Raw genomic sequence first — 26,399 nt, forward strand, 5'->3', positions numbered from 1 at the left:
CCGGCGCGCTCACCGCGTTCCCGTGAGAGTGAGTTGACGCCGATGGTGGTCGTAATGGCGGCCGGGATAAGCGTAGATGTCGGCAAGGGTCATGTAGTCGGCGAAGTTGGGATCCCACCGGGTGGGGTAGTGCATTCCGCGCTGAAATGCGGTGTCTGGTTCGTGCGCCAGCGAGTGTTGTAGCGAGCCGATCACCTGGTCGAGCTTCGCTCCCATCCGGTGGCGGTTGTAGACGCGGGCCGCCCAGCACGAGCCGTAGTAGTTGATCACATCGAACGGCGCCGTCGCGGCGTTGAGGAGTGCGGCGAACCCGCGACCGATGCCCTCGGGCAGTCGGCTCATCATGCGCAGAACGATCAGCAGCCGTCGCACCACCATGTACCCGAACAGCATGTGGAACAGCAGCTGTTCGTTGCTCCAGCGGGTCCCCGCCGAAGCCTTGCCCCAGTCTTCCTCGCCCGCCATCCCCAGCAGAGTGTGAAAATCGGCCCGCGCTCGCTCTAGATCGGCTGCGAGCACACTTCGATCCGTCACCGGTTCTGGCATGACGCCTCGATTCCATGGCCGAAAGATCCGCCGCCGGCGTGGCAGTCTCCATCCTCCAGCCGACACCTCGGGCTGCACAACCGCCGCCTGACCGGTGAGCGCGCTACAGCGGCGGCCAGAGTTCCGAATCGGATTGCATCCGCCCCCGGTACGGGAGCACCCCACGGGGGCCCTCGGTGCGTCCTTTCCTGTTCTCCTCCGTCTGTCCTGGTGCCCATCCCCACGAATCCGGGAGTAACCATGACCCATCCGAAGGAATTCGAGTCTCCGGCGGCACACCGGACGGACGCATCACCGTCGCCTGCGGCACCGGCGTGTTGCAGCACCGAACGGCAGACCACGTGCTGCGCTGCCAGCGAGAAGGCGACGTGCTGCGCTGCGGCGGCCGCATCGGGCGGCGGCTGCGGCTGTCAGTAGCCCTCACCCGGCACGGTGCGGTGCGAGCCTCGTATGGCTCGCACCGCACCGTTGTCCGATCGTGGTGATCCCGCGGCTGACCGGCGGGGCGTTCCTGAACCGGTGTGACGGTCTACTGGCCGGATGGTGGCGTAGAACCACCACAGCCGCAGCCTCCGTCGCTGCCGGCCGCTCCGCCGCAGGCTCCCTCGCGGGGTTGGTAGTCGTGCACGTGGCCGGAGCGGTCCTGGCTGATCCGACAGCAGGCGTGCAGTTGGGCCTCGAGGGCGGCGCGGCCGCGTTGCACGCGAGATTTCATCCCGGACACCGAGATACCCGCCTCACCGGCAGCAGCGGCATGCGTGCGCGCGTCGAAGTCGACCATCTTCACCGCCGCGGCCTGCTCCGCGGGCAGCCCGGAGAGCATCGGCACCAGGCACGAGGCCAGTTCCTTCTCCGCCGCCTCGCCGGTGTCGGGTTCATCGTCGCCTGCCGAGGGGTTCTCGGGAACGGCGTCGACGGGTAGTTCGCGGCGATGCGGCGCCGATCGGTAGTAATCGGTGATCGCGTTGCGGGTGATCGCATACATCCAGCCCAGCAGCCGGTCCTGCTCGCGCAGATTGTCGAGGCTTTTGGCCATCCGCAGGAACACGATCGACAGGATGTCATCGGCGTCTTGCGGGCGTGAGACCCGGCGGGCGATGAAGGCCCGCAGGTCGTCGGAGAAGCGGCGCCAGAGTTGGTCGAGATCAGCGTGTTGCGGGCGTGGTGTGGTGGCGGGTGTCTCGCTCATGATCGGGGTTCCTCTCCGTCTCCAGCATCCTCGCCTGCCGGCGCGGTGGCGAGCCTTTGGTTCGTCATCGCACGTACTGACGGCGATGAGTCCGATCGGACGCATCCGTGCGTCCCGATCCGGAGTGTCCCGTCTGTATGGGTGTCGAAGTCGATATCGGAATCTCCGATTCGACAGACCCGATAAGCGCGGTGAGGAGGTGAGAGCGATGCTCACGACACATCTGCTGTCGGATCTGACCGACGAAGAGGTCGATCTGATCGTGGCCGAGGAACTGCATCTGCTCGACGCCACCGCATGAGCGCCGCCGACGCCTGCACCGGGCGTATCCGCTGAAACAGCATCCGAGATCAGCCTCTACCCCTCGCAGGGTAGAGGCCATCGCGGTGCTCGGTTCGGGCCGATACCGCGTACGCAAAGCCCGCCGCGTCCTTCCCCTTGCCGGAGAGGAAGGACGCGGCGGGTTCGTCGTGGTTCAGCGGGCCCGGGTCGGTCGAACCAGACGCGTGAGGACGGGGATGAGGGTGACCGCGGCCCACAGTCCGAGCGCCGCGACCAGGGCGGTGGCGGTATCCCCGGCGGTGCCGGTGCCGAGCACGTGTCCCCGCAGGGCGTCGGTGGCGTGGGCGACCGGATTCACCACGGCCATGGCTTGCATCCAGCCGGGCATGGTCTGGATCGGTGCGAACGCGCTCGAGACGAACATCAGCGGCATCATCACCATCATTCCGGCGAACTGGACCACGTCAGGGCGGCGTAGCCGGTCCCCGATCAGCCCGAACAGGGCGCTCATCGCCCCCGCCAGCATCACCAGAACCACGACCGCGGCCACGGCATCGACGCCGCTGCCGTGGAAGTCGAAACCCAGCAGCATCGCGGCGATCCCGAGCAGCGCGGCTCGCGCGAGGGTGAACACGGCCTCGTTGATGGTGCGCGCCATCCCGGGCAGCGTCGCCCGCATCGGCAGGGCAGCGAAACGGTCGTGCAGGCCGTTGGTGTGATCGATCGCGGCGGAGACCCCAGCGTTGGTGCCGGCCATCACCGTGGAGACCGCGAGCATGGCCGGGGTGAGGAAGTCGATGTAGCTGACCCCCGCCGGGAAGCCGGGTCCGGCGGCGACACTGCGGAACACCTGGCTGAACAGCACCAGCATCGCCATCGGCATGGTCAGTGAGAACATCAGCAGCTGCGGGACACGGGCGCTGGTGCGCAGGTTCCGGACAGTCAGGGCGGCGAGCTGGTCGATGATCGGGGAACGCCCGATCACGGTCATGGTGGTGGTCATCGGTGGGCTCCAGTGGCGTGGGCGAGGTGAGTGAAGACGTCATCGAGGCTCGGGGACGTCACATCGAGATCGGTGATGTCGATGCCGCCGTGGTGCAGGTCGGCGACCAGCGCGGTCACGGTGGGAGTGTCATCGACGGTGAGCGACACCCGCACTCGGGCGCCGTCGACCCGCTCGACGTCCGGGATGAAAGGCAGATCCGCGATCCGGTGGGTCGGGACGGTGGCGTGCAGCACCTTGCCGCCGACGATCCGTTTCAGCTCGGCAGGGGTGCCGCGGGCGGCGACCCTGCCACGGCTCAGCACCACGATGTGATCGGCGAGCCGGTCGGCTTCCTCGAGGTATTGGGTAGTGAGCACCACGGTGGTACCCGCGGTGGTGAGCTCCTCGACGACGTCCCATAGTCCGGCACGGGCCACGGGGTCCAGGCCGGTGGTCGGCTCGTCGAGGAACAGCACCGACGGGTCGCCGACGAGGCTTGCGGCCAGATCGACGCGGCGGCGGGAGCCACCGGAAAGTTCCCCGACCCGCCGGGCCGCGTACTCACCCAGCCCGAGCCGGTCGATCAGCGCGTCGGCTCGTGCGCGTGCGGTGCGGCGCAGCCCGGTCAGGCGGCCGATCAGCTCCAGGTTCTCCCGGGCGGTGAGAAATTCGTCGAGTCCGGCGTATTGACCGGTCACCCCGATCCGGCGGCGAACCCCGGTGGCATCGGCGATCACGTCGAGGCCACCGATTCGCACGCGGCCGACGGTGGGCCGCACCAGGGTGGTGAGGGCGCGGATCAGGGTGGTCTTGCCTGCACCGTTGTGGCCGAGCACCCCCAGCGTCGCCCCACCAGCAACTTCCAGATCGATACCGTCGAGCGCCCAGGTTCTGCCGTAGGCGACGTGCAGATCCTCGACCACAACGGCCGGGGCGGTCATCGCACACCCCGGAGGCGGTCAGCGAGGTGGTTGAACAGGTGAACGGTCATCAGAAGGTTCCTCTCGGAAGAAGGTGCGCTCACACCCGGATAGATGCGAGTCCGCTTCCTCAGACGAACCAGCCGTGAGATGGACGCACCGGCCGACCGCGTGATCGGCGCGGCGAGACTCCCCGTTCGCCGCCATTCGACCAGCGGAGGACCCATGACCAACGCACTACCGCAACGCGTTCCGTTTCCCCGGTCGCGCGCCCCCCTACACGGGCGTGCCGCTGCCCGTGCTCGAGCGCTACGCGGACGCGCTGCGGCGGTGGGCCGCCGCCCGAGCGTCCCGGAGGCGGGGTGTCGACCCCTCCCCCGCCTCCGGTGACCCCCACCGAAGTCCTGTCATGGGCCGAATGATCCGGCGTCGTCCCGCCCGAACGCTGACGCGGTCGCACGCGCCGAGGTGGTAGGCAGGCTAATCGGCGCGGTCAGCGTTTTGCGGCGGGATCGGTGTACTACTCATCGGTTTTCTCGGTTCTCGCGCCGCATCATGGAGGTCGAGCGGACTCGAACAACACGCGCCGCGGCAAACCGCCTGAGATACGCCACCCGCATCGAGGGCCGTGCTTACTACTTTGTCGCGAATGGGGTGTTGATCGTGGTGAAGTACTGGATCGCGGCGCCGATCGCCACCGGGGCGGTGACCAGGATCTGGCCCGCCACGGTTCCCAGAGCGCCGACCGCGGCGATACCGACAAGGCAGCCGACCCCCGCGGCCGGGATGAACGGACCGAACAGGCCCGCGATGGTTCCCGCGGCAATGGTCGCGCCCGCGATGCCGCCGAGCACACAGCCCACCGCCGCGCCGCCCAGGCCGCCGACGAGGGTTCCGATGGTGGCGCCCATGCTGATCGTGCTGGTCATGCGAGACCAGGCGGCTTGCTCACGGTCGTACTCGGTCTTCCAGGGCGCCTTGTCCTCGAACGGCAGCGCTACCGGCTTGTAGACGGCGTGTTCCATCGACAGATCCGGCGTCAGGGTCGCGGTGCGGCCGGAGATCTCGGCGACGATCGGGAATTCGAATTCGTCGAGGGTGAACCGTAGTGGCGTCCCTGCGACGGTGACTCCGTCTCGGGACTTCACTTTCAGCGTTCCGTCCTCGACTACCAAGGCGCCGGAGTCGATTTCGATGATCGACGACGTGTCGGTGGCATGGGCGGTGAAGGAGATGGGCCGGTCGCCGCCCGGTTCGGAGTGAGCGGTGCCCGTCACGGCGGTCAGGGCGGCCAGCGCCAGCGCGGGCACGGCAAGTGTCCTCAGCAACATGGTGTTTTCCTCATCGTGATCGTGGTCATGCCAGGTGCACGACCACGATCAGTATTGACAATGATTATCATTATCAGCAACTTCTCTTCAAAATACGTTGTGCCACAACATGTCTGCGCGAATCGATGGCCGAACAAGCTTGCGCAGCTAATGATAATGGTTATCATTATGTGCCGCTCGAAGCTTGGAGGGTTTGTGGGACATCTGCTGATGGTGGAGAGCTGGGTCGGCTCTATGAGCACGCTGCTTCCGGCCGGGATACGCGAGGGAGGCCATACGTTCAGCTTCCTCACCCGAGATCTGAGTCATTACCTGCGTGGGAAGCCGAGCACCCATCCGCTCCTGGAGGCGGCCAACATCGTCACCGCCGAAACCAACGACGAGGCGGCACTCCTGCCGTATGTGCGCAGGCTGCACGAGGTGCTGGCCTTCGACGGGGTGCTGTCGTCGTGTGACTACTACTTGCCCACCGTCGCGGCGATCGCCGGGGATCTGGGCTTGCCCGGCCCCGCCAGGGAGGCCGTCGCCGCGGCCTGCCGGAAACACCGGACCCGCGCCCTCTGCCGGGCCGCGGGAGTGCCGGGCCCGGCCTTCGCCGTCGCCGAGGATTGGGACGAATTGGCAGGTGCGGCAGAGGAGATCGGATACCCGCTGGTCGTCAAACCGGTGGACCTGTGCGGCGGCATGTACGTCCGCCGCGTCGACGACGAGCAGCAGTTGCGCGCGGCCGTCGAGCGTATCGCCGGTTTCCCGGTGAACGCGCGCGGGCAGGTACGCGCACCGCAGATCCTTGTCGAAGAGTGCTTGGACGGGCCGGAATTCAGCGTCGAGACGGTCACCGTGGCAGGCCACACCACCGTGGTCGGTGTGACGGACAAGCGGCTGACCGGAGCGCCCGCGTTCATCGAGGCGGGGCACATGTTCCCGGCCACGCTGACCGCCGACGAGCAGGCAGCGGTCAGCGCGGTGGCCCGCGACGCGATCGCGGCGCTCGGCCTCGACGACACCGTCGCGCACACCGAGATCAAATGCACCGCCGACGGCCCCCGGCTGATCGAGGTGAATCCCCGTCCCGCGGGCAATCGGATCACCGAGCTGGTACGCCGGGTGACCGGAATCGACCTCGCGGCCGTTCACGCCGAGGTGGCCGTGGGCGGCGCTCCCGATCTGACGCCGCGCCCGACCGGTACGGGCAGCGCCGCCATCGCATTCGCGGTAGCAGATCGCGCGGGTGTGCTGACGGCGATATCGGGTGCCGAAAACTGGGACGACGATTTGCGCGTCGTCGAGCACACGCTGGCCGAACCGGGCACCCAGGTCCGGATCGCGACCGACAACAACACCTACCTCGGCCACGTCATGGTGGTCGACGGGCAGCCGGGCGCCGCAGGCGATCTGGCGCGCGATCGCATCGACAAGCTCATCGTCGACGTCGCGCAGGTGGCGTCATGACCACCGCCGATCTCGCCCTCGTGCCACGGCCCCGCTCGGTCGGGGAACTCACCGACTGGGCGCGGGAGGCTCGCCTCGGCGCCGATCCGGCCGGCCTGGCGGTGGCCACCGCGTTCCACACCCGGTACGGGACCCGGCACGCCGGCCGTCGCGGCGGTTACCGCAACGAGGTGCTGAGTGTTCGCGTCGGCGCGGCCGTGGGCTCCTGCGGGCTCGAGCCCGGCGACGATACCGGCCGAGCGGACGTGCTCGATGACTGCGTCGGAGCGACAGTGGCGCAGCTGCTGTCCCACTCGCGGCAAACCGTCCGAATCGCCGCGTTGGACGCGTATCTGATGCATATACGGCCGCACCCTGCGGCGGGAGGTGTCGCCGCCGAACGCGTCGGTGTGACCGAGGGCAGCTCGCTCGAGAAGTCCCGGCAGCGCGCCGAGGCGGTGGTGGATCTGCTGCCCTCCGGCGTGCGGCGCGTGCTGGTCGTCGGCGTGGTCGGCTCCCTGCTCGCGGCACTGCGCGCCCGCGGCATCGGCTACTACCCGTGCGACCTCGTCGGAGGGCGAACCGAATGGGGCGAGCCCGTGTACCGCGGCGTCGCCGACACGCCGCCGGACTACGACGCGCTGCTGGTCACCGGGATGACGATCGGCAACGGGACCTTCGACGCGCTACTGGCCGAAGCGAACGACCGATCGATCCCCATGGTGCTGTTCGCCCAGACCGGCAGTGCCGTTCTGCCGTGGTTCCTGGGCCGGGGCGTCACGGCGGTCTCGGCCGAACCGTATCCCTTCTTTTCCCTCGATGGTGGGCCCAGCACCCTGTTCCGCTACCGAAATGGGGAAACCTCGTGCACCCGATGACCAGCCCCGCCCCCCAACCCGCGCTCCTCGGATTGGTCGGCGGCACCCCTGTCATACCCATTCCGGCCGGAGCAGGTAGTTACCTGGCCAAGTTGGAGGCCGCGAGCATCGCGGGCATGAAGGCGCGTGCGGCAGTGTCCATGCTCAGCGCCGCACGCGCCCGCGGCGACCTCGCCCCGGGCGCGACGGTGATCGAATCCACCAGCGGCACATTGGGTCTCGGTCTCGTCCTGGCGGGTAAGGCGCTCGGTCATCCCGTCGTGCTCGTGGTCGACGACGAACTCGAGCCGGAGATGCGCGCGCTGTTCACCGCCTTCGGTGTCGGACTTGAAGTGGTCTGTGACCCGCATCCCGAGGGCGGCTGGCAGCGCGCCCGGCTCGACCGGTTGGCCGAACTGCTCGACGCCACCCCGGGCGCGTATTGGCCCGACCAGTACGACAACCCGGACAACGCCGCCGGATACGCGGACATGGCCCATGAACTGCTCGAGCAGGTCGGCCACGCCGATGTGCTCGTCGCAGGTATCGGCTCCGGCGGCCATTGCGCCGGCCTGACCCGAGTGTTGCGCGCGCACTGGCCGGGCCTGCGGGTGATCGGCGTCGACTCGGTGGGCTCGCGCATCTTCGGTCAGCCGGCCCGACCACGACTTATGCGCGGCCTGGGCAGCAGCATCCTTCCGCGCAACGTCGCCTATGACGACTTCGACGAGGTGCACTGGGTCGGACCGTCCGAAGCGGTGGCATCCTGCCGTGCACTGGCGGCCGCCGCAGGTGTCGCGGGTGGTTGGAGCACCGGGGCGACCGCGCTGGTCGCCGGATGGATCACCCGACGCGAGCCTGGTGTTCGCGTACTCACCGTCTTCCCCGACGGACCGCACCGCTATCTGCGCAGCATCTACGACGACGGGTGGTGCCGGCGAAACGGCCTGCTCCGTTCGACCATCACCGAACCGGTGGAACTTTCCGCGCCCGACGCGGAAGAGGCGCACGGGTGGGCTCGGTGTGCCGTGGTTCGCGACCCGTTGGGCAAGGAGGTCCGCGCGTGAGAATGACGTGGACGTCTACCACGCTGAAATTGGCTCGCCCCCTGCGCATCTCGCGCGCGACCATGACGGAGCGATTCGCGGTGTGGGTCACGCTGACTGCCGACGGGCACGCCGGGCACGGTGAAGTCGTCGGCAGCCCCCGCCTCGGGCTGGACCTCGCCGCGATCGACACCGCGCTGCGCGGGATCGCCGAGCGGATCGCCTGCTGCGCAGATCCCGACGAGGTGCGCGCGCTGCTGCCGTCGCTGCGCTCGGAGTTCGCGCTGCCCGTGGTCGCCGCGCTCGACAGCGCGGCGCACGATGTGCTCGCTCGCCGCGCGGGGCTGCCGATGTGCGAGTATCTCGGTTTGCCGCAGTGGGATTCGGCGCCAACCGCCTACACGATCGGCCTGATGAGCCCCGGCGAAGCCGAGTCGACCGCGCACCGGATGACACGGGCCGGATTCACCGTGCTCAAGATCAAAGCGGGTGCGCCGGACCCTGCCGAGGACATCGCACGCGTCCGGGCGATTCGCGCGGCGGCACCGACCGCGGAACTCCTGCTCGACCCCAACGGCGCCTGGGACGTCCGCACCGCCGTCGCGGTGCTCGACGCCCTCGCCGACCAGAGCATCGCCGCTGTAGAACAGCCGGTGCCCGCCGGAGACCCCGATCGGCTCGCCGCTGTCGCCAGCGCGGTGCCGATGCCGGTGCTCGCCGACGAGGACGCGGGATCGATCACCGATCTGGACCGCCTGCCCGATGGCATCGGCGGCGTCAACATCAAACTCGCCGAGTGCGGCGGACTCGACGCGGCGCAAACGATGCTCGACTGGGCGGGGGCGCGCGGACTACCGGTGCTGCTCGGTTGCCAGGTCTGCAGCTCACTGGGCATCGCCCCCGCCGCCCAGTTGGTCGGGGCCGCGCGCTGGGTGGATCTGGACGGTCATCTGCTGCTTGCGGACGACCCGTGGACGGGTTTGAGCGGTGCGGACGGCACGCTGCGCCGACCGACCGGGCCCGGACTCGGGGTGCGGCGCGTGCGAGCGGCCGCATGACGGGGCTCGGGCTGTTCGCCACCTTCCCGCTCTCGGTGCGCTTGCTGCTGGTCAACCAGCTCGTCGGGAACATCGGGTTCTTCATGCTGGTGCCGTTCCTCGCCGAATATCTGCGCGCCGATCTGGCGCTGTCGGCGGCGGTGGTCGGCGTAGTGCTCGGCGTACGCAATCTCAGTCAGCAAGGCCTGTTCCTGGTCGGGGGCTCGGCTTCGGATCGCCTCGGCGCGCGGGGGGTGATCATCGTCGGAGCGAGCATCCGGGCGGCGGGGTTCGCGCTGTTCGCCGTCGGCGGCTCACTGCCTGTGGTGCTGCTCGCGTCGGTGCTCACCGGGTTCGCGGGTGCGTTGTTCAACCCCGCGGTGCGCGCCTACATCGCCCGCGACGTTGGCGACCGGGCGGCCGAGGCGTTCGCCCTGTTCAACATCTTCGGCAATACCGGTTCGGCCCTAGGGCCGCTCGTCGGAACGCTGCTGGCAGGGGCCGGATTCCGGTTGACCGCGGTGGCCGCGGCATGCGTTTTCGCCGGCTTGACCATCGCGCAACTGCTCCTGCTGCCCGCCCGGCCCGCGTCCGCCCGGGACACCGCGCTGCGCGCGGATTTCGCGCGGGTATTCGCCGATCGCCAGTTCTGGGCTTTCGCGCTGGCGCTGATGGGCATGTTCGCTCTGCAGAGCCAGATCTATTTCCTGTTCACCCTGCAGGTGCAAGACCTCGCCGGGTCTTCCGCCGGACCGGCTGCGGTGGCGGCGCTATTCGTCATCGAGACGATAGCGGTGGTGGCACTGCAGGTTCCGATCACCAGGACGCTGTCCCGGCGCACCGACCGTGGTTCGGCGATGGCGCTGGGGATGGCGGTGCTGGGCGCCGCATTCCTCGTCCCGCCCGCCGCGGGACTCGTCCTGTCGCCGGGCGGTGACGGTACGGTCGCGGTCGCGGTGCGTGTCGCGCCGGTCATGGCGGCCGCGGTGGTACTCGCGCTCGGTGTGATGGCCGTGCAACCGTTCGTGAACGAGGCGCTTCCCCGCTTCAGCGGACCGCACCTGACCGGCACCTACTTCGGCGCCTTCTACCTGGCCTCCGGCGTGTTCACCGTGGCCGCCACCACCATGGTCGGCACAGCTGTCGACCATGCGGGCGGACCGCTGAGCTGGCCACCCGCCCTGCTGTGCGCGGGCGTCGGATCGCTGTCCGCCGTCGCCGTATTGCTGTTGCGCAGGCGCGGCTGCCTACCCGAGGCCACCACATCGCAACCCCGACCGATCGACGCGACGCCGAGTCGCACGGCGAAAGGCGATTCCGCCCGATGACTGCTCGAGATCAGGGCCCCGTCCTGCTCAGCGAGAACCTGCTGACCGACAACCCCGCGCTCTACGATCGAACCTTCCCCGACAGCGGCGACCGCAACGCGCGCTTCGTCACCGATCTGCTGGTCCGCTTCGGCGCGGGCACGCCGGCCGACCTGCTCGACGTCGGATCCGGCACCGGTCGCGACGCGGCCCGCCTCAGCGAACTCGGATACCGCGTGCGGGGAGTCGACATCTCACCGCGCATGGTCGAGTACGCCCGGACCCGATATCCGGCAGTGGATTTCAGCGTCGGCGACGCCCGCGCCCTGCGCACCGGCGCGCCGGTGGACGTGCTCACCTGCTTGGGCAGCACGCTGCTGCACCTGCACGACACCACCGAGTTGGTCGCGGCGCTCGACCGTTTCGCGGCGTGCCTGCGCTCCGGCGGTCTGCTGATCCTGGAGATGCGCAACGGCGCCTTCCTGCTCACCGATCGCGGGCGGCGGGAACTGCTCGACGAGGAACTGGTCCGGCAGGTCGACTGGGAAGGCATGACCTACACCTCCCATACCTCGCTTACCGTGGACCTGCCCGCGCAATTGCTGCGCAGGCAACGCATCTGGACGTGGCCGGGATGTCCTGAGCCGGTCACCCAGCACACCGCCTGGCGATTGCTGTTCCCACAGGAACTGCGTCACCTGCTGACGAATGCGGGATTCGAAATACTCGCGCTGTTCGACGCGCCGGGCCCGTTGACCACACCGGGCTGGCCCGCCGACGGCGTGCTCTCCGAGCGGCTCGACGGCGACCGGCTGCATGTGGTCGCCCGCCGCACCGGCACGGGGCAACGGTGACCGCCCCACCCCGCGTCGGCGTCGGCAGCGCGTTCGGCAGTTGCGGGGAACTGTTGCAAGGCATCACCGCGGAGCACGATCGCGACTTCCTGGTCACCCTGCCCATCGCGCGCGGCGCGGTAGCGGTTTTCGAGCCCGACCCGCACCGGCACACCGTCACCGTCGCTCCCGCCCACAAGACCAAGTCCGGGATCCTCGCCCGCGCGCTGCTCGCACGCTCGACGGTGCTGCACGGCGGTGTGCTCACCCTGCTGGGCGACCTACCCGAGGGCAAAGGTCTGGCCAGCTCCACCGCCGACCTGGTCGCCACCGCCCGCGCCGTGGCCGACGCCGAGGACCGGGAGATCGGCGCAGGCGAGATCGAGACCGAACTACGGCGCATCGAGCCCTCCGACGGAGTGATGTATCCCGGCGCGGTCGCCTTCTACCACCGGGAAGTACGGCTGCTGGCCATGCTCGGCGCGCTGCCGCCGCTGACCATCGTCACCGGAGACGAAGGCGGCCACGTCGACACCGTCGCCTTCAACCGCCGCAAACCCGCGTTCACCGCCGCCGCCAAACGCGAATACAGCGCATTGCTCGCCGAACTCACCGTCGCGGTCGCTCGCCGCGACGTGCGCGCGATCGGCGCGGTAGCCACCCGCAGCGCCGAACTGAGCACCGTGCTGCGGTCGCGGCCGCATCTTGACGCCACCATCAGCGCCGCCAGAGAACTCGGCGCGGCGGGTGTGGTCGTCGCGCACAGCGGCACCACTACCGGCATCCTGCTGGACGAGACCGATCCGGCACTGCCCGCGAAAATCGTCGCAGCCCACCGTGTCTGCGCCGGCTTCGCCACGACGGTCACCGTGCACCGGACGTGGCGGCCCACGCCGCCGGACTGGACCACACCGCCTCGGCGCGCCGCGGAGGTGGTGATCCGATGATCACAATCGATGACGTCGGCTTCTCCTATGGCGGCCAGATCGTGCTCGACGGAGTCGGACTGGTCGCCGACCCCGGCACCATCGTCGGCCTGATCGGGCCCAACGGCTCGGGCAAATCCACGCTGCTGCGCCTGCTCTATCGCGCGCTGCGGCCCCGGTCCGGTGTCGTGACCATCGACGACACTCCGGTCGAGGCGCTGCGCGGCCGGGCGCTGGCGGCGCGACTGGCCGTCGTCGCGCAAGAGTCGCCCGCCGAGACCCCGATCACCGTCGCAGAGACCGTCCTGCTGGGCCGCGCCCCGTGGGCCGGTGCGCTGCACGGCTACTCGCGTGCCGACCGTATCGCCGCCGCGGCGGCGCTCGCTCGCGTCGGGGCCCGTCACCTGGCCGATCGTCCCTACACCGCGCTCTCCGGCGGCGAACGCCAACGGGTGCTCATCGCCAGAGCCCTGGCGCAGCAAGCCGACCACCTGCTGCTCGATGAACCGACGAACCATCTCGATATCGGCTACCAACACGAATTGCTCGGCCTGATAAGGGATCTGACGACCACCACCACGCTGGTGGTGCTGCACGATCTGAATCTGGCCGCCCGCTACTGCGACCGTCTGGTGCTGCTGCACCGAGGCCGGGTGGCCGCCGCCGGTCCGGTGGCGGAAGTCCTCACTCCCACCATCCTCGAACCCGTCTACGGCGTGTCCGTCCACATGTCGGCCGCGTTCGGCGCGATTCAACTGCTGTTCGGCCCACGCGACGCGGGACCACCCGTCGAGGTTCTGGATCCAGGAAAGGCGGCTGTTCGATGACCGCGACCTTGCCCGACACCGAGGACACCGACGATCTCGACCACGCGCGCCATCGCGCGACGACCGTGCTGTGGCTCGGCGGGCTCGGCGCCACGCTGGCCGTGGTGCTGATCACGGCGACCGGGCTCGGCCCGGTGTGGGTGCCGCCCGGCACCGTCGCGCGCATCATCGGCCACCACCTTTTCGGGACGCCCGCTGTGGCGGACTGGACACCGGCCCAGGATTCCATCGTCTGGCTGGTGCGCGTGCCGCGCGTGCTGCTCGGCGCCATGGTCGGCGCGGCGCTGGCCGTCGCGGGCGCGGTACTGCAAACCTTGGTGCGCAACGTGCTCGCCGACCCGCACATGCTCGGCGTCACCTCCGGCGCCTCGACCGGCGCGGCGATGTCACTGCTGTTCGGCGTCACTGCGGCCACCGCGAGCGCGCTGGCGGCCAGCGCATTCGCCGGTGCGCTGGCCGCGACGGTCCTGCTGTTCGCCATCGCCAGGATCAACGGGCAGATGACCTCCCTACGGCTACTACTGGGCGGGGTCACCATCGGTTACCTGTTCTCCGCGGCCACCAGTTTCCTGATCTTCGCCTCCGACAACCAGGAAGGCGCCCGGACGGTGTTGTTCTGGCTGCTCGGTTCGCTCAGTTCGGCGGGCTGGTCGTCGGTGGCCACCACCGCGCTGGTCTCCGGGGGCACGGTCGGTTCGCTGTTGCTGCTGGCGGCGAGATTGGACGTGCTCGCCGCGGGTGACGACACCGCACGCGCGATGGGCTTATCGCCGGTCCGGCTCCGGATGCTCGCGTTGGGCGTCGTCGCGCTCGCCATCGGCGCGGTCGTCGCGGTCGCCGGCGCGATCGGCTTCGTCGGCCTGATCGTGCCGCACATCGCCCGCCTGTGCGGAGGCGGGACGCATCGCAGGCTGATCCCGCTCTCGGCGGTACTGGGCGCCCTGTTCCTGGTCGTCGCGGACGTCGCGGCGCGCGTGGTGTTCGCGCCCCGCGAACTGCCGCTCGGCATCGTCACCGCCGTCGTCGGTGCGCCGCTGCTGCTGGTGCTGATCCGCCGGTTCCGGCAGTCACCCACCTGAATTTCTGTAGGAGAGGAATACCGATCATCGTGTCCATAGGTCTCACCCGGCCCGCCCGGCTCGCACCATTACCCGTCGCACTGCTCACCGCGGCGCTGCTCACCGGCTGCGGCAGCCCTGTACCCGCCACCCTCGAGGCATCGGAGGGCTTTCCGATGACGATCTCCAGCTGTGGCCGCGACGTCACCTTCACCACCGCGCCCCAGCGCGTGGTGACGGTCGGCTCCGTCGCAGCCCCGCTCATCGCGGCCGCAGGCGCCGCCGACCGCATCGTCACCCGCACCTTCGAAACCGCGCCCTTCCCCGGCCGATACGCCGACGCGCTGAAAGGCGTCGAAATCACCGCCCCCACAGGCGAACTCGCGCGCGAGGAAATCATCAACCGCACCCCCGACCTGGTGGTGAGTTTCGAGGGCGCCGCTGTCACACCCGACGATCTGGCACGGGTGAACATCCCGCTGCTGGTGACTCGCGGCTACTGCCGCGACGCCGCGGGGAATTACGACGACATCTTCGCCGACATCGAGCTGTACGGCCGGCTGTTCGGCACGGCCACGGCGGCGAACGCCGAAGTCACCGCCTTGAAACAACGGGTAGCGGCGGTGGCGGACCGCCACCGCGCCGAGCATACGGCCCGAGCCGCCGCGGCACTGATCATCTCGCGCGACGGCGCCAAGCTCAGTGCTTACGGCAGCACCAGCACCGTCGCCACTCAGATGGGAATTCTCGGTCTGCACAACGTCTTCGGCGACGTCGCCAAACGCAACTTCGACGCCAACACCGAAACCCTCATCCAGCGCGATCCCGAGGTGATCATCCTGCTCACCCAGGGCACTCAAACCCCGGAATCGGCGCGCGACGCCTTGCGCGCGCGTCCCGAACTGGCCGGGCTTCGCGCGATCCGAGCCAACCGAATCATCGCCGTCCCGTTCGGCTACACCGGTCCCGGACCGGTCGCCGTCGAGGGCCTGGAAGTGCTGGACCGCGAACTCGGAGCGCAGCGATGAGCGCGCCCGCGGCCACCGGCTACCAGTTGCGCGTGGCTTGCCCCGAGGATCTCCCCGGTGCCCGCAGTGTCATGCTCGACACCTTCTACGGGGTGTTCGGCATCGGTTATCTGCCTGAACACCACCATGACGTGATCGACCCGGAAACGGCCTATCTGCACCACCCGCTCAACCAGCTCTGGGTCGCCGAGCACGAGGGCCGCATCGTCGCCACCACCGCGATCCGCGCCCAAGGCCCTCGCCATCCACCGCACCCGGCGTGGCTGGCCGAACAGTTCCCCGACCGGAGCACCGCACAGCTGTTCCGCGTCTACGTCCGCCCCGAACACCACCGGCGCGGCCTAGCCACACAGTTGGTCAACACGGCGATCGACTATGTCTCCGCTACACCGGAGTTCGAGCGGCTGTATTTACACACCGACGCCAGGACGCCGGGCGCCCTGGAGTTCTGGCTCACCTTCGGCCGAATCATCCACGACGCCCGCGGACCGCACACCGGATTTCAGACAGTGCACCTCGAGATCCCCCGGTCCGGCGTGTAGCGCAACCAGTCGCAGCAAATTACCGCTGTTCCTGACACACCAAGACTTTCGCTCGCGCCGGTGAGCTGCGGCAAGCGGTCGCCGCCATCCAGGTCGTCGGTGGCCTGGTACGGACGGTCGCGCTCACCGAGCACATCGCCGGTGTCACGCGCCGCCGTCATCCCGAGCACGCGGTCCCGGAAGCGTCGCGCCCGCTCGTGGCCCTCGTACTCGGGCTCCAAGGGACGGCTACCAGCGTCTCAGGTGACCGCGCGGACCGAGCCTCCGGCGGCGGGCGACAACGTCAAGTCTCGGCCAGGCAGGTGATTTGCCCGCATTTGTGGTGGATCATCTAGACTCGTATCCACTGCTACCGGTCCGGGATGATCTGTCCCCGATGCGGATGCGGCGTGTGAATTCGCGTCACCGCTTTTCTCCTCTCTGTTTCGGATGAAACTCATACGGTAAGGAGCGGTACATGACTGCACGATCCACGACGATCAATGAGCCGACTCTGCAAGACAAGATCGCATACCAGTTGTGCGAGTATGCGAATCTGGTCAACAGCATCAGCGAACAACAAGACAGCGACCTGGAGGGGACGCTCTCTCAGAAGATCCAGCAGTATCTCGACACCAACCGGGAGGTCATCGGAGGGTGGGAGATCGTCTGGGGTCCGGGAGTCGCGCTGTTCGACACCGACTTGTACGCGGTCAACGCCATGTACATGGTGCGAAGCACCGAGGACCGCTCCCGGTACGTGATCGCCATGGCCGGCAGCACCGACGCACTGGTGTTCGACTGGCTCGTCGAGGACTCCTTCATTCTCCAGAAGCCGTGGTTCGCGAACAACGCCGCCATGCACACGATCGGCACGGCCATCGGGGTGAAAACCCTCCTCGGCATCAGGCCCTCCGGCCCCCGTCCCGGCGCCGGTCACAGCTTGCCCGAGTTCCTGAGCGCGCTCGGCGACAAGGCGATCGACCTGACCGTCACCGGCCACAGCCTCGGCGGCGCCCTGTCGATCACACTGGCCCTGTTCTTGCGCGACACCCAATGGCTTTGGGACAATTCCGAGAAAGCCAAGATCAGCGTGCTCTCCACCGCCGGACCGAGTTTCTGCAATCAGGAATTCGTCAACTACACGACCCAACGCCTGCAACGGGTGAAGCGCTACGCCAACGACCTCGACGTCGTCCCGCACATGTGGAACCCGCCCGACATCGATGGCGCCATGGCTCTCTATTCCAAGAACAACCGGCCTGCTCCCGATGGCATGGAGGTTGTGTTCGCCGTGCTCAAGACGCAGGCTTCCCTCTCAGGCCAATACGCGCACTTCGACCCCACCAGCGGCGTATTCCAAGGCACCTTCAACAACGAGATAGATCAAACGCAAGGCGCGACGCCGGACGATCTGTACTTCCAACAGGTCGGCTACCAGCACATAGGCGGCTACCATGATTTCTTCGCAATCAAGGGCGTGCAGTGGCCGCAGGGCGTCGTAGCCCTCCCGCCGGTCGGCACCGATGCCGTGATGAACCGTATCCTGTCCGTGGCCGGTCTACCGCTCGGCGACGGCGCCGGAAAGGTACTGGCGAACCATCGGCCGGTGACCGTCCCGCTCGACGGACAGCCCGTGGAATTGCCCACCGACCACGACAGCCCCGAAGCCGAGGACCTCGCGGATCGCGTCGCCGCGGAGTTCGCCCCCACCTCCGCATGAACTGACGCCCCGGGCCCTGGGGCTCGGGGCTCGGTGGCACGAGGGCTTCGATCCGCTACAGCGCGAAAGCGCTCCAACGGAGCAGGACGTGGCGGTCGATTCCGGCGGGCACCTCGGCGGCAACAGATCAGCCGACGAGGTCCAGCATAGGTCTCGGCAGTCGGCCGCCACGCCTAGGCAGTGTCTCGAAGTAGTTTGTGGGTCACAGCCATTGGTCGATGGCGGCGATCTGAATGACGGCGAGGTAGCGGGTGGCGAGTTTCTCGTAGCGAGTGGCCAGCACTCGGTCCTGCCGCACGCGAGCGCGTGGTCGGCCGGCTCGGTACGGTGGCCGCCGGGTTGGTTCGGCCCGGCCGTTTCGGGGTGGGCAGCAGCGGTTCCAGCCGTGCCCATTGGCATCGGTCAGGTCCGACCGGCCCGTCACCGCTGGAGTGGTCACGAGGTCTCCGGTGTTCAGTTGAAACTTGGTCGATCAACCAACTGCCGGAGACCTCGCCACCTCCGAAATCCCAGCCCGCCAACCAGTCCTACACCCGGGGCATTGCTTCTTGACACGCTCTAGTCGTGTAGCTCGACGTCCAGGACGTACTCGAGGTTTCTGATCTGGTCGATGACCTCTGGGGGGCGGAGATGACGACGCGGTCGGCGCCGCAGAGTTCGACGACCTCGGCGTCGGTGGTGGCGAGCCAGTCGAAAAACTGTGTCCGCACCCCGCGCGGCGTCGCATGTCGCCTCACATGCTGGGTTGACGAGCGCGGCCGGTCGGGTATGGAATCGGAATGCGATCACCGGGCCGGTAGGCTTCGATGGCTCCGAGATGGGTGGTGAGCCCGGCCAGCGTGGTGCGGCGGCTCTGCCCGCGCGGCACGCCGACCAGCAGAACTTCGACCGCGCAGTCTTGCACGGTGTCCGTCGGGATGGAGCGGTCGAGGATGGCCACGATGGTGGTGATGGGTTCTCGTCCGCGGTCGAGGTAGGCCGCTCCGGCGTCGGAGGGCCCGTAGCTCCAGGTCAGGATTTGCGGGCCGGAGCATTCTTTGATGAACGTCCAGCCGCAGACTCGCAGCATGGTGTCCAGTCCGGCGAACACTCGCATGTCCGACGCTGGCACCGGATGGCCCCATCGGGTGCCCAAAGCCTGCATCACCGAAGAGGGTGGATATCGGCGATGCCAGATCTCAGCCTGCATTGTCGTGACCAACGCATCCTCACCCCGCGATATGCGCCAGTCGGAACCACGCCAGAACCGTCTGTCACGTTGGCGTGCGGTCTTTGTCTCGTTCGCCCTGGACATGGGCACCAATGGTCGCAGTCTCAGCGTCTGGACCTCCGCAGACACGCCCACCGCGGGCACACCGGTCCTCGACATCTGGTTCCAGCTCGATGCGTTTCCAGCAGCATTCCGGAACAGCGACCGAAGTGGCACGTCGGGCACTGCCCTCGCGTAACACCGATGGAGGGTGGGATAGGTCATATCGGGCGCGCTGTTACACGGCTCGGGCCGCCGACGTCTGATGTTCGTTCAGTGCACCAGCACGCAACCCCACGAGTGAGGACCACGTCATGGAACCCCGTTTCAATCTCAACGACAACGAGATCGGCCGCAAGATCGGCAAGCGGTTCGCCGACACCAGCCTGGCGATCCTGCAGTCGACGGTGCCGAAGTCCACGCTGGAACTGGTGGAGTTGCGCGCCAGTCAAATCAACGGTTGCGGTTGGTGCACCGACGTGCACACCAAGGAACTGGCGGCGGCGGGTGAAACCGCGGTCCGAATCAACCTGGTCGCCGCCTGGCGTGAATCCGGTGTGTTCACCGAGGCCGAGCGGGCCGCGCTGGCGCTGGCAGAGGAAGGCACCCGGCTCGCCGACGCCCAGCAGGGCGTCTCCGACGAGACCTGGGCCCAGGTGCGCAAGCACTACGACGAGGACCAGATCGCCGCGTTGATCTATCTGGTCGCCATGATCAACGCCGCCAACCGGCTGGGCGTGATCGCGCGCATGCCAGGAGGTTCCTACCAGCCGGGCATGTTCGACAGCATCACGAACTGATCGGCACGCGGCCACCGGCCCGGATCTCTCGATCCGGGCCGGTAATGCCGGAATCCGAACGCCCCCGTGGGGGTGTCCCCCTCAGGGATGCGCCACCCGAGGAAATCGACCCCCTCGTCGATGTGAGTGATCAACGTCTTTTCCGGCGACAGGCGCAAACCCATTGTCGTCAAGAGGATTTCGACCTCGTCGCGCAACTGCTCCGGTCGCAGCAGCGACTTGAAAGATCAGAACATGCCTGACCTCTACGGTGAGTAGTGCCCCGAGGTGTGTGCCGGAATCGAATCGTCCGTAGGGACCATCACAGTAGTCACCACCGCCCACGAATAGGAGCGGCCCGAAGAAAACCGAGACCCCGACGTAGATAGCGGCAAGGACGATAGGCGTTGCGCGGTCTCGGCCGTACCCTGTGCTCGTCGCGCGAACGTGTGTGGCCGATCCCAGTCTGTTCGTCCTGACATCACGATCACCAACACCATCGCCCAGCACCATCGCACAGGACAGGCCAACTTCCCCCTGTCGGCGATGCCAAGGCTCGGATCACCAGGGTCGGTGAACACTGAGCGTGGCGGCCGCACGGTGTCGGTGACCGACGGTATCCGCGGGCTGGGTCGAGGTATCTGAACAAGTCATCGGCTCCGCTTCCCGGGCACTGCTGAGAGGAGTGAGGTGCCCCAGAAGCCGACGTGCTCCTGCTGGTATGTGCGAATGTGATGTTTGCCTTCGTCCGGGAGTGCTACCCGATAGCTGGCGGCGCCAAGAAAGGGGCCCAGCGATCCTCGATTCGTTGGGCAGGTGATGAACGCGTGCGCTATCCCTCGCGCGGCATCCGGGATAGCCGCAATCGCTGATTGCTGACGATCCGAACCGGCCATGATTCGCTCGGGCAGCCACGACAGTTTGCGGAGCCTCCCACGAACGATGAGCGAGCCGGGCGGTCTTGAAAATGGACGCGGCGCGCAGCGAAGGATCACCGTTCTGGGTCTACAACCTACTACTCATCGGCGGATGGATTGCAAAGGAGAACTGTCATGCCTGATCTGGTACGCCAGAGTTTCGAATCTCCGGAGGAGAGCAGGCCTTTCGAACAGGACAAAGGCAGAGTCGATCTCGTCAACCTGGACCATGGCCCGGTGGGCCGGGCGATCTTCGAACCCGGTTGGCGGTGGTCGCTTCATGTCAAGCCGATAGCCCAGACCGACAGTTGTCAGTCGGCCCACGTCGGTTACTGCATCTCCGGCCGGATGGTGGTCGCCATGGACAACGGCGAGCAACAGGAATACGGGCCCGGCGACTTCATGATCATCCCACCCGGCCACGACGCGTGGACCGTGGGAGACGAACCCTGCGTCATGCTCGACTGGCAGGGCTTCGCCGACTACGCCAAGCGGTAGGCGGGCGACGGAGCCGCTGACAAAGAGAGGTGAGTGTGGCGCCGGCTTAGCAGTTCGCCTCGTGGGTCGGCGCGGATGATCGTTCGAAGTGCTGGCCCCACATCCACCGCCACCCGCAAAGAGCATGTGGACGCTGTTGTGCCGGGTGCGGATATCCTCGCCGCACCGCGCTGAGTGGAATGAGCCGAGCAGGTCGGTGCGGCATCAGCCGAGCCGGTGCAGGACCGCCGCGGAGGGGCGCACTCGCGTAATGCGGTCCTGGTAATGTCCGGTCGACGCTCGGGTCGCCGCGGTCTCGGTCCCTGCGTCCCGGAGACCTATGCCGAGCCCGTTGCCACGGCACTCACCACGACGGCGGCGGTGAGCGCCGCGTCGACCGCCCGCACCGCGTCCCTGGCCGCCTTCGCGGCCCAGTCCCCGGCGGCGATCTCCTTGGCCCGCTGTGTCACCACTCGACGGTCGCGGTCGGGAAAGATCTTCGGCGCCGCGTCGGCCGCCGACAGCAGTGAGATCAAGGCGGCGGCGCGTGGCTCGACAGGGGCGTCAGGGTGTGTGAACGGCGGTGTCAGCCGATCCCGAAGTTCCCTGCGATGTCCCATCGGTATCCAGGCGGTCCGGGGAAAGATGCCCAGCGTCCGGTGGTGTTCGACGCGTACCAGGCCCTCGTCCGCCAGCCGGTGCAACACCTTCGGCTGCAACCCCTTCGACAGTTTCTCGATCGCAGCTCGGGGTTTCATCGGACGCGCCGCTTCGATCCTGGCGAGCGCGTCGCCCAGTATCGGATCGCCGATCTTGTCCGCGCTCCCCATGATCCGGCCCCGTTTCGCCTCGTCACCCGGCCCGGCCAGCCCGATTGCCCCGGCGTCGATCAGGTCCAGCAGCACTGCTCCGGCGAGAACCCTTGGGGTACGGGTGCTGTCGGCCATCGAGCGCCCCGTGCGTTCGTCGAGAAGCAGCAGCATCAGATCTTTCGCGAGCAGGTTCATCACTCGTCCTCCGGTTCCGCGTCGGGCCGGGTCCAGGCCAGGATCATCGTCGGGGTGCAGCCGCCGACAAGCAGCGCGGTCAGCAGCATCACCCCGCCCGCGTAGGCCGCCTGGATATTGTCGAGGTCGGTGAACCCACCCACGACGATCAGCCAGATCGCGGGAATCATCGCCAGCGTCTGTGTGAGGGTGAGTCCCACCGAGCGAGCCGCGTTGCGCTGCTCGATCTCCCATTCGTCCAAGGCGCCGAGGGGCGCATCGGCTTGGCGTCCCGAGACGATCTGCAGCGATATCCACAGCGGAAAGAACGCCAGACAGAGCGGCGCCCACAGCAGGGGGCCCTGCTCCAGACCGCACGCGATCAGTACTGCGACGAGCGCCAGGGCCAGGAATATCGTCGCGAGGGCCACCGCCAGCAGCCGACGGCGCCGGCGCGTCCGCCACCGCGGCAACATGTGGGCCCAGCGCTCGGCGTAGAACTCGAACCGGCGCGTCCGGCGAGCCTGGTAGCGCTGCAGCAGATTCGGGTGCGTCATCGAATATCCCCTCCGTCGTTCCGGTAGACCGCCGTGGACAGCGGCGCGAATTCCTCCCGCGAGAACACCGCCTCGACCGGCAGCCCGAACACATCACAGATCCGCAGCGCCAGATCGAGGCTCGGATAGTGATCGCCCCGTTCCAGCGCCCCGACCGTCTGCGGATTCACCTCGATCGCCTCGGCAAGCTGGGCCCGGCTCATTCTCCGCTCGGCACGTAACACCCCGATGCGGTTGTAGATGGGAAGGTTTTTCCCACGCCTCATGGGACTCATACAACATATTGTTGCATAAACCCAACAGTTCGCCAAGGATGGAAGCAGACCGCCGAGGCTGAGGTGCGGAGGCAGCGCCGCTCCGGCGTATCCAAGAGGGCTCCCAGCGGAGATCCGCCGTTTCACCGCTACCCCATCATCGGCTGCATCCGATCACGTCTACTCGTAGACCATCCGACACTCGTTGTCACCGTGTTGATCTCTCGAAAGACCACGCTCCCCGCGTGGGCTGAGAACCACCGAGCTGATCGGGCGGGCCGTCCGCTTCTGATCGGTAGCGTAGATGAAGTCCCCGGACTCGCCGGGAGGACTCATACCGCATAGATCCGCGAGCGCCTGCCCCCGTCGCGATTCCGCGTCCGGTCTGCTCATCGGCCCGTGAAGTGAGGTGACCTGCGGTTCAGCACGGCAGAGACCGCCTCGTGGTGGTCCTCGGTGTGGTGTGCGGCGGCCTGCATCGCCGCCGAGAGCTCGAGCAGGCTTTCCAGGGTCTGGTGTGTCCCTTCGCGAAGCAGCCGCTTGGTCATCCGCAGCACATGCGGCGGATTGACGGCCACGCGCTCGGCGAGCCGGTGGGCTGCGTTCAGCAGGTCGCCGGGATCGACGACCTGGGACACCAGTCCCCAGTCGAGCGCGGTGTTCGCATCGATCGGCTCACCCGGTGAAAGCCATCTCACAGGCTCTGGCCACGCCGATCGCCCTGGGCAGCAGCCAGGCGCCGCCGTCACCGGGGATGAGGCCGACCTTGACGAAGCTCTCGGCGAACACCGCGGTGTCGGCGGCGACCCGCATGTCGCACATCAGAGCCAGATCGCAACCGGCACCGATGGCCGGACCGTTGACGGCGGCGATGGTGGGTATCTCGCAGTGGTACAGCGCTTTCGTATGCGCTGGATGCCGTGCCGGTATGCCTGACGCAGCTGTGCCGGTGTGCCGCCGAACATTCCGGGGTCGCGCATGCGCTTGACGTTGCCGCCGGAGGAGAACGCCGAGCCCGCACCGGTGAGGATGGCCGTCCGCAGACCAGGGTCTCGGTTGGCCGCCGCCACCGCGTCCTCGAGGGCGCTGATGGTATCGGCTTCGGAGACCGGATTGCGGGCTTCCGGGTTGTTCAAGGTCCAGACGACCACACCCTCGGTCCGGTCGATCAGGGTCGGGTCAGTCATCGCTGTCTCCGAATGTCCTTTCAGACAGAATGATTCGCACATCGACCGGTGTGATGCCGGACCCGGACGCGATCACCGGGTTGAGGTCGAGTTCGGATATCTCCGGATGCGTGGCGACGAAATCGCCGACACGCACCAGGAACCGCGCAAGGCCGGCGCGATCCACCGCGGAGACATTCCGGTAGCCGTCGAGCATGCGGGAAGCGATCGTCTCCTCGATCATCTCGCGGGCTTCCAGTTCGGTGAGCGGGACCGCCCGGAAGGTGACATCTCGGACCGCCTCGACCAGCACCCCACCGGTGCCGAACGCCAGCACCGGTCCGAAGATCGGATCGCGAGTGGCGCCGACGAGCAGTTCCACTCCCTCGTCGGCCATGGGAGTCACGATCATGCCGTCGATGTGGGCGTCGGGCGCTTTCGCGGTGACCGAGTCGATGATGGCCTCGGCGTCCTCCGTCGCGGTGGCGGCCACTACACCCAGTCTGACCCCTCCCACGTCAGATTTGTGGATCACCTCACGGGAGACGATTTTCAGCGCACACGGTCGCTCGAAGGCGGCGACAGCCCGGGCCACCGCGTCGACGCCGCGGACGAATGTCCAACCGCCGATGTCGATTCCCGCGTCCGCCAGCACCCGCCGCGCGGTCGGCTCGTCGAGGATCCCCGAGCCCGGGATGGGCGTGGCGGGTGGCGGCAACAGCAGCGAGGAGCGCAGACCACGATCGGCCGACGACCGGCCACGCCGCTGCAACGCCGCCACCACCCGACCGGCGTGCTCGATAGAATCGAGTACCGGTACGCCACCTGCCCGCAACCGGTCGTGGTTGGCGATGTCGAGACCGGCGTAGCAACTCTGGACCACCAAGGGCACACCGTATTCGGTGGAGAGCGCGAGCAACGCGCCCGCGGCGGCGTCTTCGATCTCGCGCAATCCCGGATCGAACCGCAGGTGGTAGCCGCCGTACAGGCCGATGATCAGCACGAGACCCACCGCGGGATCGCGCATGAGGATTTCGGCGGCTTCGGCAAAGAGCATCGGGTCCGCGTCGGACGCACCCGCCACGTCGACCGGACCGGATACCGCCGCCGCAGTGCCGAGCAAGTGCCGTAACTGGTGCCGGGTTCGCTCGCCGAGCCGTGCTGATTCGATGCCATGCGCGGCCAGCGCATCCGCCGCCAGCGCCGCGTGGCCGCCACCATCGCTGAGGATGGCGGCCGCACGGCCAGGGGCGATCGGCGCGCAGACGGCGAGGGCTCCCGCGACGACCGCGAGTTCGTCGGAGCGCTCGACCAGTTCCACTCCGGCCTGGCGCAGGACGGCGGTCGCCACGGCGTCCGAGCCGGCGATCGAGCCGGTGTGCGAGGCCGCGGCGCGGCGACCCCCGTCAGAACGTCCGCCGCGTAACAGGGCGACCGGCGTCTCGGGCACGGTCCGAGCGGCCGCGACCAGGAACGAACGCCCATCGACGAATCCCTCGGAATGAATGGCGACGACTCCGGTTTCCGGATGACGGGCGAGTTCGACCAGACACTCGTCGTAGCGGACGTCGGCTTGATTGCCCAGCCCCACGTACGCGTGGAAGCCGGGGCCGCGAGCGGCGCGGATGTCGTTCACCAGCGACAACAGCATGTTCCCGCTCTGCGTTATCACACTGATCGGCCCGCGCGGGACATCCTGCAGGCCGACCAGATTCGCACCCGAGGCGAGATTGAACAGGCCGGAGGTGTTGGGACCGATGACCCGGATACCGGTTTCATCGATCGCCGCCGCCAGTTCGGCGGCGAGGTCGGCGCCGTCCTCCCCGATCTCGCCGAAACCGTTGGCGAGCACCACCGCGCCCGCGAGGCCCGCGGCCGCGCACTCGCGCAGCGCCCCCGGGACGGCCGCGGCGGGCACAGCGATCAGCGCGACGTCGGCGCCGTACGGAACCCGATCGATCGAGGAGTAGACGTCGAGGCCGAGGATCTGCCCCCCGCTCGGGTTGACCGGATAGACGGGGTGGGCGTACCCGGCCTCTTGCATTGCCCGGGTGACTTGGTGGCCACGCTTCACCGGGTTGGCGGACGCGCCCACCACGACGATGGAGTGGGGGTCGAGCAGCCGTTCGAGGGCAGTGCGGACCGGGGCGTCGTCGAGTGTGGTCAC

Annotated in this window: 24 protein-coding genes and 1 pseudogene; 14 read left to right on the plus strand and 11 right to left on the minus strand. The window is 67.9% G+C overall.

Annotated elements, in window-relative coordinates:
* Window positions 1-9 precede the first annotated feature (9 nt).
* From ACGF7Y_RS25640 to ACGF7Y_RS25660, 5 genes are all read right to left on the minus strand, one after another.
* Entirely contained in the window at window positions 10-546 is a 537-nt protein-coding gene (locus ACGF7Y_RS25640; RefSeq protein ID WP_393237418.1) for a DinB family protein, read from the minus strand.
* Between the two features lie 529 nt (window positions 547-1,075).
* A complete protein-coding gene (locus tag ACGF7Y_RS25645; protein ID WP_393237421.1) occupies window positions 1,076-1,735 on the minus strand; it encodes a sigma-70 family RNA polymerase sigma factor in 660 nt (219 codons plus the stop codon).
* Between the two features lie 475 nt (window positions 1,736-2,210).
* Window positions 2,211-3,020 (minus strand): ABC transporter permease, encoded by an 810-nt coding sequence (locus ACGF7Y_RS25650; RefSeq protein ID WP_393237424.1) that lies wholly within the window; start codon window positions 3,018-3,020, stop codon window positions 2,211-2,213.
* The gene (locus ACGF7Y_RS25655; RefSeq protein ID WP_393237427.1) at window positions 3,017-3,943 is read right to left on the minus strand and encodes an ATP-binding cassette domain-containing protein; all 927 of its coding nucleotides are present in this window, start codon (window positions 3,941-3,943) and stop codon (window positions 3,017-3,019) included. The genes ACGF7Y_RS25650 and ACGF7Y_RS25655 overlap by 4 nt, the downstream gene beginning before the upstream one ends.
* Window positions 3,944-4,557: 614 nt before the next feature.
* Window positions 4,558-5,253: a hypothetical protein gene (locus tag ACGF7Y_RS25660; protein ID WP_393237430.1), complete on the minus strand. Its 696-nt coding sequence runs from the start codon at window positions 5,251-5,253 to the stop codon at window positions 4,558-4,560.
* A gap of 195 nt (window positions 5,254-5,448) precedes the next feature.
* On the opposite strand from ACGF7Y_RS25660, the gene ACGF7Y_RS25665 reads away from it, so the two are divergent.
* The 12 genes from ACGF7Y_RS25665 to ACGF7Y_RS25720 all read left to right on the plus strand — a co-directional run bounded on the left by ACGF7Y_RS25665 (window position 5,449) and on the right by ACGF7Y_RS25720 (window position 17,847).
* Window positions 5,449-6,705: an ATP-grasp domain-containing protein gene (locus ACGF7Y_RS25665; RefSeq protein ID WP_393237433.1), complete on the plus strand. Its 1,257-nt coding sequence runs from the start codon at window positions 5,449-5,451 to the stop codon at window positions 6,703-6,705.
* On the plus strand, window positions 6,702-7,562 hold the full coding sequence (locus tag ACGF7Y_RS25670) for a hypothetical protein (RefSeq protein WP_393237436.1): 861 nt from the start codon (window positions 6,702-6,704) through the stop codon (window positions 7,560-7,562). The genes ACGF7Y_RS25665 and ACGF7Y_RS25670 overlap by 4 nt, the downstream gene beginning before the upstream one ends.
* Window positions 7,559-8,608, plus strand: coding sequence for a PLP-dependent cysteine synthase family protein (locus tag ACGF7Y_RS25675; protein ID WP_393237438.1), 1,050 nt, complete (start codon window positions 7,559-7,561; stop codon window positions 8,606-8,608). Before ACGF7Y_RS25670 ends, ACGF7Y_RS25675 begins: the two co-directional genes overlap by 4 nt.
* A gap of 2 nt (window positions 8,609-8,610) precedes the next feature.
* A complete protein-coding gene (locus tag ACGF7Y_RS25680; RefSeq protein WP_393237441.1) occupies window positions 8,611-9,645 on the plus strand; it encodes a mandelate racemase/muconate lactonizing enzyme family protein in 1,035 nt (344 codons plus the stop codon).
* The gene (locus ACGF7Y_RS25685; protein ID WP_393237444.1) at window positions 9,642-10,952 is read left to right on the plus strand and encodes an MFS transporter; all 1,311 of its coding nucleotides are present in this window, start codon (window positions 9,642-9,644) and stop codon (window positions 10,950-10,952) included. The genes ACGF7Y_RS25680 and ACGF7Y_RS25685 overlap by 4 nt, the downstream gene beginning before the upstream one ends.
* Window positions 10,949-11,785, plus strand: coding sequence for a class I SAM-dependent methyltransferase (locus ACGF7Y_RS25690; RefSeq protein ID WP_393237446.1), 837 nt, complete (start codon window positions 10,949-10,951; stop codon window positions 11,783-11,785). The genes ACGF7Y_RS25685 and ACGF7Y_RS25690 overlap by 4 nt, the downstream gene beginning before the upstream one ends.
* Window positions 11,782-12,711: a hypothetical protein gene (locus ACGF7Y_RS25695; RefSeq protein ID WP_393237448.1), complete on the plus strand. Its 930-nt coding sequence runs from the start codon at window positions 11,782-11,784 to the stop codon at window positions 12,709-12,711. The genes ACGF7Y_RS25690 and ACGF7Y_RS25695 overlap by 4 nt, the downstream gene beginning before the upstream one ends.
* A complete protein-coding gene (locus ACGF7Y_RS25700) occupies window positions 12,708-13,517 on the plus strand; it encodes an ABC transporter ATP-binding protein (protein ID WP_393237451.1) in 810 nt (269 codons plus the stop codon). The genes ACGF7Y_RS25695 and ACGF7Y_RS25700 overlap by 4 nt, the downstream gene beginning before the upstream one ends.
* A complete protein-coding gene (locus ACGF7Y_RS25705) occupies window positions 13,514-14,596 on the plus strand; it encodes a FecCD family ABC transporter permease (RefSeq protein WP_393237454.1) in 1,083 nt (360 codons plus the stop codon). The genes ACGF7Y_RS25700 and ACGF7Y_RS25705 overlap by 4 nt, the downstream gene beginning before the upstream one ends.
* Before the next feature lie 29 nt (window positions 14,597-14,625).
* The gene (locus tag ACGF7Y_RS25710) at window positions 14,626-15,603 is read left to right on the plus strand and encodes an ABC transporter substrate-binding protein (protein ID WP_393237457.1); all 978 of its coding nucleotides are present in this window, start codon (window positions 14,626-14,628) and stop codon (window positions 15,601-15,603) included.
* A complete protein-coding gene (locus tag ACGF7Y_RS25715) occupies window positions 15,600-16,145 on the plus strand; it encodes a GNAT family N-acetyltransferase (RefSeq protein ID WP_393237460.1) in 546 nt (181 codons plus the stop codon). Before ACGF7Y_RS25710 ends, ACGF7Y_RS25715 begins: the two co-directional genes overlap by 4 nt.
* Window positions 16,146-16,602: 457 nt before the next feature.
* Complete coding sequence (locus ACGF7Y_RS25720) at window positions 16,603-17,847, plus strand: hypothetical protein (RefSeq protein ID WP_393237463.1); 1,245 nt, start codon at window positions 16,603-16,605, stop codon at window positions 17,845-17,847.
* 733 nt (window positions 17,848-18,580) lie between these two features.
* Here the strand turns inward: ACGF7Y_RS25720 and ACGF7Y_RS25725 are convergent.
* Window positions 18,581-18,958 carry a hypothetical protein gene (locus tag ACGF7Y_RS25725; protein ID WP_393237466.1) on the minus strand — a complete coding sequence of 126 codons (378 nt, stop codon included), beginning with the start codon at window positions 18,956-18,958 and terminating at the stop codon, window positions 18,581-18,583.
* 452 nt (window positions 18,959-19,410) lie between these two features.
* Here ACGF7Y_RS25725 and ACGF7Y_RS25730 point away from each other — a divergent pair, with 452 nt between their 5' ends.
* Window positions 19,411-19,896: a carboxymuconolactone decarboxylase family protein gene (locus tag ACGF7Y_RS25730; RefSeq protein ID WP_393237469.1), complete on the plus strand. Its 486-nt coding sequence runs from the start codon at window positions 19,411-19,413 to the stop codon at window positions 19,894-19,896.
* A gap of 1,031 nt (window positions 19,897-20,927) precedes the next feature.
* Complete coding sequence (locus ACGF7Y_RS25735) at window positions 20,928-21,290, plus strand: cupin domain-containing protein (protein WP_393237472.1); 363 nt, start codon at window positions 20,928-20,930, stop codon at window positions 21,288-21,290.
* Between the two features lie 317 nt (window positions 21,291-21,607).
* Here ACGF7Y_RS25735 and ACGF7Y_RS25740 read toward each other — a convergent pair whose 3' ends face one another.
* The 5 genes and pseudogenes from ACGF7Y_RS25740 to ACGF7Y_RS25760 all read right to left on the minus strand — a co-directional run bounded on the left by ACGF7Y_RS25740 (window position 21,608) and on the right by ACGF7Y_RS25760 (window position 26,399).
* Window positions 21,608-22,276 (minus strand): GPP34 family phosphoprotein, encoded by a 669-nt coding sequence (locus ACGF7Y_RS25740; RefSeq protein WP_393237475.1) that lies wholly within the window; start codon window positions 22,274-22,276, stop codon window positions 21,608-21,610.
* Window positions 22,276-22,812, minus strand: coding sequence for a hypothetical protein (locus ACGF7Y_RS25745; protein WP_393237478.1), 537 nt, complete (start codon window positions 22,810-22,812; stop codon window positions 22,276-22,278). Before ACGF7Y_RS25745 ends, ACGF7Y_RS25740 begins: the two co-directional genes overlap by 1 nt.
* On the minus strand, window positions 22,809-23,087 hold the full coding sequence (locus ACGF7Y_RS25750; protein WP_393237481.1) for a helix-turn-helix transcriptional regulator: 279 nt from the start codon (window positions 23,085-23,087) through the stop codon (window positions 22,809-22,811). The genes ACGF7Y_RS25745 and ACGF7Y_RS25750 overlap by 4 nt, the downstream gene beginning before the upstream one ends.
* A 368-nt stretch (window positions 23,088-23,455) precedes the next feature.
* Window positions 23,456-24,253: pseudogene (locus ACGF7Y_RS25755) on the minus strand (crotonase/enoyl-CoA hydratase family protein).
* Complete coding sequence (locus ACGF7Y_RS25760; protein WP_393237484.1) at window positions 24,246-26,399, minus strand: acetate--CoA ligase family protein; 2,154 nt, start codon at window positions 26,397-26,399, stop codon at window positions 24,246-24,248. Before ACGF7Y_RS25760 ends, ACGF7Y_RS25755 begins: the two are co-directional and overlap by 8 nt.

The organism is Nocardia sp. NPDC047654, from assembly GCF_043205035.1.
In the GTDB taxonomy this organism is placed as follows: domain Bacteria; phylum Actinomycetota; class Actinomycetes; order Mycobacteriales; family Mycobacteriaceae; genus Nocardia.

Coding starts and splice junctions, on each gene's coding strand:
- ACGF7Y_RS25640 (WP_393237418.1), bottom strand. CDS start 546: ATGCCAGAACCGGTGACGGATCGAAGTGTGCTCGCAGCCGATCTAGAG.
- ACGF7Y_RS25645 (WP_393237421.1), bottom strand. CDS start 1,735: ATGAGCGAGACACCCGCCACCACACCACGCCCGCAACACGCTGATCTC.
- ACGF7Y_RS25650 (WP_393237424.1), bottom strand. CDS start 3,020: ATGACCACCACCATGACCGTGATCGGGCGTTCCCCGATCATCGACCAG.
- ACGF7Y_RS25655 (WP_393237427.1), bottom strand. CDS start 3,943: ATGACCGCCCCGGCCGTTGTGGTCGAGGATCTGCACGTCGCCTACGGC.
- ACGF7Y_RS25660 (WP_393237430.1), bottom strand. CDS start 5,253: ATGTTGCTGAGGACACTTGCCGTGCCCGCGCTGGCGCTGGCCGCCCTG.
- ACGF7Y_RS25670 (WP_393237436.1), top strand. CDS start 6,702: ATGACCACCGCCGATCTCGCCCTCGTGCCACGGCCCCGCTCGGTCGGG.
- ACGF7Y_RS25675 (WP_393237438.1), top strand. CDS start 7,559: ATGACCAGCCCCGCCCCCCAACCCGCGCTCCTCGGATTGGTCGGCGGC.
- ACGF7Y_RS25680 (WP_393237441.1), top strand. CDS start 8,611: ATGACGTGGACGTCTACCACGCTGAAATTGGCTCGCCCCCTGCGCATC.
- ACGF7Y_RS25685 (WP_393237444.1), top strand. CDS start 9,642: ATGACGGGGCTCGGGCTGTTCGCCACCTTCCCGCTCTCGGTGCGCTTG.
- ACGF7Y_RS25690 (WP_393237446.1), top strand. CDS start 10,949: ATGACTGCTCGAGATCAGGGCCCCGTCCTGCTCAGCGAGAACCTGCTG.
- ACGF7Y_RS25700 (WP_393237451.1), top strand. CDS start 12,708: ATGATCACAATCGATGACGTCGGCTTCTCCTATGGCGGCCAGATCGTG.
- ACGF7Y_RS25705 (WP_393237454.1), top strand. CDS start 13,514: ATGACCGCGACCTTGCCCGACACCGAGGACACCGACGATCTCGACCAC.
- ACGF7Y_RS25715 (WP_393237460.1), top strand. CDS start 15,600: ATGAGCGCGCCCGCGGCCACCGGCTACCAGTTGCGCGTGGCTTGCCCC.
- ACGF7Y_RS25720 (WP_393237463.1), top strand. CDS start 16,603: ATGACTGCACGATCCACGACGATCAATGAGCCGACTCTGCAAGACAAG.
- ACGF7Y_RS25730 (WP_393237469.1), top strand. CDS start 19,411: ATGGAACCCCGTTTCAATCTCAACGACAACGAGATCGGCCGCAAGATC.
- ACGF7Y_RS25735 (WP_393237472.1), top strand. CDS start 20,928: ATGCCTGATCTGGTACGCCAGAGTTTCGAATCTCCGGAGGAGAGCAGG.
- ACGF7Y_RS25740 (WP_393237475.1), bottom strand. CDS start 22,276: ATGAACCTGCTCGCGAAAGATCTGATGCTGCTGCTTCTCGACGAACGC.
- ACGF7Y_RS25745 (WP_393237478.1), bottom strand. CDS start 22,812: ATGACGCACCCGAATCTGCTGCAGCGCTACCAGGCTCGCCGGACGCGC.
- ACGF7Y_RS25750 (WP_393237481.1), bottom strand. CDS start 23,087: ATGAGTCCCATGAGGCGTGGGAAAAACCTTCCCATCTACAACCGCATC.